We start from the raw sequence: 6,597 nt of genomic DNA, 5'->3' as shown, positions 1-6,597 counted from the left end.
GCATCGCGCCCCGTTACGACCTTCTGAACCGCGTGCTGAGCCTCGGCGTGGATAAGGCGTGGCGCCGGGCGGCGGCGCAGGAGGCGCTGGCCCTGAATCCGGCGCGGGTGCTGGACGTGGCAACCGGCACGGCAGATTTCGCGCTGGAACTCAAGACCCGCGCGCCGGGCGCCGAGGTGGTCGGCAGTGATTTCGTGCCGCAGATGCTTGCCATCGGCCGCGAGAAGGCCGCCGCGCGGCACATCGACATCCGCCTGGAGGAAGGGGACGCGCTGAACCTGCCGTACCCGGACGGGAGTTTCGACTCGATCACCTGCGCGTTCGGGTTCCGGAACTTCGCGGATTACGAGCGCGGCCTCGCGGAGTTCTGGCGGGTGCTGGCGCCGGGCGGGCGGGCCGTGATCCTGGAGTTCCCGCCACCCCGGCCGGGCCTGCTGGGCAGCGTGTTCCGCGTGTACTTCCAGCATGTGCTGCCGCGCATCGGCGGGCTGATCAGCGGAAACGCCGGGGCGTACACGTACCTGCCCGAGAGCGTGCTGGCCTTCCCGGAACCCGAGCGGCTGGCGGGCCTGATGCGCGCCACGGGCCTGCGCACCCGCTACCGCCTGCTGACCTTCGGCATCGCCGCCATTCATGTGGGGGACAAGCTGTAGGCAGACGGACCCTGGTGGAGTGGTGGGCGACAACCGTTGGATCAGGACTGCGGCTCCAGACCGTCCAGGGGCGGCTGTTACGCCTGCTCGCATTCGCCCGGATTGATTCGGTGCAATCCCGAAGTAATCGGAACCAGTATGCGTGGGAGTAGAGCGGGTTCTGGGTATAGGCGGTGGCGCGGCGTGTGCTGAGTGTCGAGGTAAGGCACCTTCTTAAGCCCCACTTAAACTTGAGCGTACCACACTCAACTCTATTGACAGTCCGGAACTGTGGGCCTATGATGTTCGCAGATCAGAACTGCTGCCCCCGTGGCGGCAAATCCCCATACTTCAGACCATCAAGACAGGAGTCATCATGCCCAAAGCAGTCGGAATTGACCTTGGTACCACCAACTCTGTTATCTCCGTCATGGAAGGCGGCCGCCCCGAAGTCATCGTGAACGCCGAGGGCGCACGCACCACGCCCAGTGTCGTCGCCTACAAGGGCGACGAGCGCCTGGTCGGTCAGATTGCGCGCCGTCAGGCCGCACTGAACCCCGCCGCCACGCTGTTCGAAGTCAAGCGCTTCATCGGCCGCCGCTGGGCCGAGATCAAGGACGAGGCGGGCCGCAGCCCCTTTACCGTCAAGGAAGGCCCCGGCGGCAGCGTGCGCATCGAAGTGAACGGTCAGGACCTCGCGCCCGAGCAGGTCAGCGCCGAGGTGCTGCGTAAACTCGTGAACGACGCCAGCGCCAAACTGGGCGAGAAGATCAAGGACGTGGTCATCACGGTGCCCGCGTACTTCGACAACAGCCAGCGTGAGGCCACCAAGCAGGCCGGTGAGATCGCGGGTCTGAATGTCCTGCGCGTCATCAACGAACCCACCGCCGCCGCGCTCGCCTACGGCCTGGAACGCAAGGGCAACGAGACCGTGCTCGTCTTCGACCTGGGGGGCGGCACCTTCGACGTGACCATCCTGGAACTGGGCGACGGCGTGTTCGAAGTGAAATCCACGAGCGGCGACACCCACCTGGGCGGCGCGGACTTCGACCAGCGCATCGTGGACTGGCTGGCCACCGAGTTCCAGAAGGACAACAGCTTCGACCTGCGCAAGGACAAGCAGGCCCTCCAGCGACTGATCGAAGCGGCCGAGAAGGCCAAGATCGAACTGAGCAACGCGACCGAAACCTCGATCAGCCTGCCGTTCATCACCTTCGACCCGGAAACCCGCACCCCCATGCACCTGGAACGCACCCTGAGCCGCGCCAAGTTCGAGGAGATCACCGGTGACCTGCTGCGCCGTGTGCGCAAGCCTGTCGAGCAGGCTCTGGCCGACGCGAAACTGGACGCCAGCAAGATCGACGAGGTGATCCTGGTCGGCGGCAGCACCCGCATCCCCGCCGTCAAGCGCATCGTGCAGGAACTGGTGGGCAAGGCTCCCAACGAGTCCGTCAACCCCGACGAGGCCGTCGCGCTGGGCGCCGCCGTGCAGGCCGGAATCATCCAGGGCGACTCCAGCCTGGGCGACATCGTGCTGGTGGACGTGACGCCCCTGACCATGGGCGTGGAAGTCAAGGGCGGCATGATCGCCCCCATGATCACCCGCAACACCACGGTGCCCGCCAAGAAGACCGAGATCTACACCACCGCCGAGAACAACCAGCCGGGCGTGGAGATCAACGTGTTGCAGGGCGAGCGCCCCATGGCCGCCGACAACAAGAGCCTGGGCCGCTTCAAACTGGAAGGCATTCCGCCCATGCGGGCCGGTCAGGCGCAGATCGAGGTGACCTTCGACATCGACGCGAACGGCATCCTGCACGTGACCGCCAAGGAAAAGACCAGCGGCAAGGAGTCCAGCATCCGCATCGAGAACACCACCACTCTCGACAAGAGCGATGTGGAACGCATGGTGCAGGAAGCCGAGCAGAACGCCGCTGCCGACAAGCAGCGCCGCGAGAAGGTCGAGAAGCGCAATAACCTCGACTCGCTGCGCGTGCAGGCCACCTCGCAGATCGAGGAGAACGAGGGCGCCGCGCAGGCCGCCAAGGACAAACTCAAGGCGGCCGCCGACGAGGCCGAGGAAGCCGTGCGCAGTGACGACGACGCCCGCATCGACGCCGCCCAGAAAGCCCTGGAAGAGGAACTGCGCGCCTTCATGACCGCCGCGCAGACGCAGGGTCAGGCGCAGGGCGACGACACCGTCAACCTGGGCAAGGACAATCAGGACGACGTGATCGACGCGGACTTCAAACCCGCCGAGTAACCCCCCTGCGCCCTGCGGGGCCCCTTCCCCGCGGGGGAGGCAAGGGACGGGCGAGGCGGCCGCCCACCAGCACCAACATCCCTGGGGTACCACCATGCATGGGGCACCAACATCCACGGGAGAGGACGGCCGCCACGCCTCCTCTCCCCTGTTTCTTTCATCCTTTTCCTTACCGTCCTTTATTCCCGCAGGAACGCCCGGCAGCCCGTAAGCTGAGGGGAATGTTCCGCAAGAGAGGCCCAAGATGACCGACGACCAGCACAAACCCGCCCCCGAGGCCGAAACCGACGCCCGCACAAAAACCGTCAGCGAGGACGGGCTGGATATCGCCGACACTGATACCGATACCGACACCATGCCCGACGATCAGAACGCCGAGTTCCCCGGCCTGGACGGCCTGGACGAGAACATGTTCGGTCAGGTGCAGGAAATGATGGCGAAACTCGGCCGCGCCGACGAGCTGGAGCAGGAGAACGCCGACCTCAAGGGCCGACTGGCCAGGCTGGCTGCCGACTTCGAGAACTACCGCCGCCGCACGCAGGAAGACGTGGCGGCCGCGCAGGGGCAGGGCGTGAGCAAAGCCGCCGAGGCGCTGATGCCCGTGTACGACGACATGGACCGCGCCGTGAGCATGGGCGCCGCCGAGCCCGCCAAACTGATTCCCGGCATGCAGGCCGTGCAGGGCAAGATCCTAGGCGTCTTCGCGGGCCTGGGCCTGGAAGCGACCGGCCGGGAAGGCGAGGCCTTCGACCCGCAGTGGCACGAGGCGCTTCAGGTGGTGCCGGGCGCTCAGGACGACGTGATCGTGCAGGTGTACCAGCTGGGCTTCCGCATGGGTGACCGCCTCGTGCGCCCTGCCCGCGTCGTCGTGAGCAAGAAGGGCTGAGGTCAAAGCGCTGATGGTTGACCCAGCAGACAAGGCAGCGTCGGACGAGGCCGCGTCGGTCGAAGTGGTGTCGGCTCCAGCGGCCGTTACCCCTTCACCCTCCGGTGACCCGCTTCACGGCGTGACGCTCGCCACGATCATCGAGCGGCTGCACGGGGCGTACGGCTGGGATGAACTGGCCCGCATGGTGCCGGTCCGCTGCTTCCAGTTCGACCCGAGTGTTCAGAGCAGCCTGAAGTTCCTGCGGCGCACGCCGTGGGCGCGGGCGAAAGTCGAGGCGCTGTACCGCGACCTCGTGACCACCTGAACCGCTGACCGCTGACCGACTGATCCGAACCCACCGTCCTCACCCGCCTGAAGGAGGCGCACATGGCTTACAAGGATTACTACGACGTGCTCGGCGTCTCCCGCGGGGCGTCTGAGGCGGACATCAAGAGCGCGTACCGCCGCCTCGCCAAGCAGTACCACCCGGACAAGAACGACGGGGACGAGAAGTCCGCCGAGCGCTTCAAGGAGATCGGCGAGGCGTACGCTGTCCTCTCGGACCCCGAGAAGCGGCAGGTGTTCGACCAGTTCGGGCACACGGGACAGGTTCCGCCCGGCTACGGCGGCCCCGGCGCGGGTGGCGGGTTCCAGGGCGGGGACTTCTCGGGCTTCGATCCGGGGCAGTTCAGTGATTTCTTCCAGGGGCTGTTCGGACAGACCGGGCGGCGCGGCGGCGCGGGCCAGGGATTCCCGGGCGGCGCGCAGGTCAACCTGGAGGACCTGCTGGGCGGCGGTGGGATGGGCGGCGGGCGGCGCTTCGTGCAGAACGTGGAAGGCGAGTTGCAGGTCACGCTGGCCGAGGCCTTCGGCGGTTCGGACGAGGTCATCAACGTGGACGGCAAACGCCTGAGCCTGCGCGTCCCCGCAGGAACGCGCGACGGCGCCCGCCTGCGGCTGGCCGGGCAGGGACCGGGCGGCGGCGACGTGCTGCTGACCATACGCGTGCTGGAAGATGCCCGCTTTGAACTGGACGGCGACCACCTGACCACCAACGTGGACGTGCCCGCCCCGCTCGCGGCGCTCGGTGGTGACGTGACCGTACAGACCCTGAGCGGCAAGGGCAACCTAAGCGTCCCCCCAGGCAGCAGCGGCGGGCGGCGCATGCGGTTACGCGGGCAGGGCTGGCCGAAAAAAGACGGCACACGCGGCGACCTGTACGTGCGCCTGAACGTCACGGTCCCCGCCACCCTCAGCGACGAGCAAAAGGACCTGTACCGCCGACTGCGCGAATTGGGGTAAGCACGACCTGATACGGACCGCCGCTCCATACCGCCCAATCCGTCTACTGTTCCTACTCGCGTCCGCTCGGATTGATTCAGAACTGCAGCGAATCAATCGGAATCCGTATGAGGTAAGCCCAGCCCGAACGCCCCCGAAGCAGCCATGATCGGGGGCGTTCTACGGTCCAGGTTTACAGCCTGGTCTGCTCGATCAGCTGCTCGCTGAGCGTCCACAGGCGACGGGCGCTGTCCGCGTCGAGCGCGTACGGTCTGTACCCGAACAGCGGACTGGGGTTCGTCTCGTCCAGCGGGGTGCTCTGTTGCAGGTCTTCCAGGAACAGACCGCCCACGCCGTCCAGCTCTGGTGCAGTCGCGGCCCACACGCTGGTACTGGCCCCCTGCGCTGGCGTCTTGAAGGCGGGGTGGGGGACGCCGTTCTCGTCGATCCAACCCCGGCGCTGCGCCTCGCCTTCAGGCATGTGCTTTTGCAGGCCAGTCATGATGCCGCCAGGATGCACGGCGTTCGCAGTGACACGCTGATCGGCGTAACGGCGGTTCAATTCCACGGCGAACAGGGCGTTGGCGGTCTTGCTCTGCCCGTACGCCTGCCAGGGATCGTAAGGCGTGCTCTGGAAGTTCGGGTCGTCCCAGCGAATGTCGCTCAGGCGGTGCGCGCTGCTGCTCAGGGACACCACGCGGGCGGGCGCGGCGGCCAGCAGGGCCGGCATGAGCAGGCGGGTCAGCTGAAAGTGACCCAGGTGATTCGTGCCGAACTGCGTTTCAAACCCGTCTGCGGTCACGCCCTGCGGGGTGGCCATGACACCAGCGTTGTTGATCAGCATGTGAATACGGGGCGCGGCGGCCAGGATGGTCATCGCCGCCTGCCGCACGGACGCCAGCGACGACAGGTCCAGGGCCACGACCTGCACGGCAGAATTGCCCGTATCGCGGGCCAGTTCGTCCGCCACCTGCTGCCCGCGCACCATGTCGCGCACCGGCATGATCACGCCTGCGCCGGCACTCAGGAGGGCACGTACCGTTTCTATACCCAGACCCGACGCCGCACCGGTCACGACGGCCGTGCGGCCGTGCAGATCAGTGTGCGCCACGACGGTCGTAGCGTCGGCGCGGGGGGCCAGGGGGCTCTTGATAGGAGTCATACACTCACCCTAGGCGCTCAAGGGGGTGCAAGGGCCAGCGAGGACACCCCATTCAAGGAACGGTGAAGATTAGGCCCGCCGAACACGCCCCATAAGGACTGCCGTCTGTTGAGCCGACAACCCAGAACGACGCTGGGTTGTCAACTTCACGCCCGTAATCCGTTTTACACCCACCCGCTTCGCTAGGATTGAAGGGGCAATCCGTCTTATGCGGATTCCGCTCCACTGCGCCACAGGCGGGAAAGCGCCGCCTGTGGCTCCATACCGCGAAGGAGCGTCTGCTGTTCCTCCTCGCGTCCGCTCGGATTGATTCGGTGCAGGTAACTGCTCAGCAGGGTAAATTGCTCAGAATCTGAATTCAGCCCTATAAATTGCTAAGAAGCTGCTTTCA

Annotated in this window: 6 protein-coding genes; 5 read left to right on the top strand and 1 reads right to left on the bottom strand. The window is 66.3% G+C overall.

The window, feature by feature from the left end; all coding sequences use genetic code 11:
* From QZ271_RS10160 to QZ271_RS10140, 5 genes are all read left to right on the top strand, one after another.
* Window positions 1-653 (top strand): ubiquinone/menaquinone biosynthesis methyltransferase (locus QZ271_RS10160; RefSeq protein ID WP_291431083.1); only part of this gene is annotated, 653 nt, incomplete at its 5' end.
* 355 nt (window positions 654-1,008) lie between these two features.
* On the top strand, window positions 1,009-2,895 hold the full coding sequence (dnaK, locus tag QZ271_RS10155; protein WP_291431081.1) for a molecular chaperone DnaK: 1,887 nt from the start codon (window positions 1,009-1,011) through the stop codon (window positions 2,893-2,895).
* A 244-nt stretch (window positions 2,896-3,139) separates the two neighbouring features.
* The gene (locus QZ271_RS10150; RefSeq protein WP_291431079.1) at window positions 3,140-3,781 is read left to right on the top strand and encodes a nucleotide exchange factor GrpE; all 642 of its coding nucleotides are present in this window, start codon (window positions 3,140-3,142) and stop codon (window positions 3,779-3,781) included.
* Between the two features lie 67 nt (window positions 3,782-3,848).
* Window positions 3,849-4,088, top strand: a complete 240-nt coding sequence (locus tag QZ271_RS10145) for a VF530 family DNA-binding protein (protein ID WP_367114359.1) — start codon at window positions 3,849-3,851, stop codon at window positions 4,086-4,088.
* Between the two features lie 62 nt (window positions 4,089-4,150).
* Window positions 4,151-5,065 (top strand): DnaJ C-terminal domain-containing protein, encoded by a 915-nt coding sequence (locus tag QZ271_RS10140; RefSeq protein ID WP_291431075.1) that lies wholly within the window; start codon window positions 4,151-4,153, stop codon window positions 5,063-5,065.
* Between the two features lie 172 nt (window positions 5,066-5,237).
* Here the strand turns inward: QZ271_RS10140 and QZ271_RS10135 are convergent, their stop codons facing one another.
* On the bottom strand, window positions 5,238-6,206 hold the full coding sequence (locus QZ271_RS10135; RefSeq protein WP_291431073.1) for an oxidoreductase: 969 nt from the start codon (window positions 6,204-6,206) through the stop codon (window positions 5,238-5,240).
* Window positions 6,207-6,597 lie beyond the last annotated feature (391 nt).

It is taken from the genome of Deinococcus sp., assembly GCF_018260555.1.
GTDB lineage: Bacteria > Deinococcota > Deinococci > Deinococcales > Deinococcaceae > Deinococcus.
The sequence above is the reverse complement of the archived record's forward strand: the minus strand, read 5'-3'. Positions and strand labels throughout refer to the sequence as shown.